The 426-nt window shown below is 57.0% G+C and carries 1 protein-coding gene; it reads left to right on the forward strand.

The annotated features are described in order from the left end of the window. Positions 1-229: 229 nt before the first annotated feature. The coding region (locus tag JWG43_RS18675) for a hypothetical protein (protein ID WP_205244416.1) at positions 230-426 on the forward strand (197 nt) is incomplete at its 3' end.

Raw genomic sequence — 426 nt, forward strand, 5'->3', positions numbered from 1 at the left:
GCCCAAAAATGACCTAGCTGGCGATCCAGCGTGTCAGCAGCAGTACCGCTCCGACCACCGCAGTCCATCCAGCAATGCTCGCGACGACCAAACCCGCTACGCGCACCTTGCCCGACCATCTTGGTTCGGGCGCGTGCCAAAGCGGGCTTCCGTTTTCAGGCTTCATCGGCATTACGGCGATCTAATCACATAACAACATCGTTGGCATCCCCCTCACGACCCCAGGTAAATGTTCAAATCCGTCAGCTGCACATTCGGCGAATACAGCGGTAGCCACTCCACCCCGGATGCAGAGGTTGATGCGTCGCTATGGGAGAGTGCGGCGATCGATCGCCTTGCGGATTTGATCCTCAGTGACCCCATTCTTTCGCAGGATTTGTTGAACGATTTCACCCGCCCCAATCATAGGCTGCGGCTCATCGAAGT

Source organism: Desulfobulbus alkaliphilus (genome assembly GCF_016918545.1).
Classification (GTDB): Bacteria; Desulfobacterota; Desulfobulbia; order Desulfobulbales; family Desulfobulbaceae; genus Desulfobulbus; species Desulfobulbus alkaliphilus.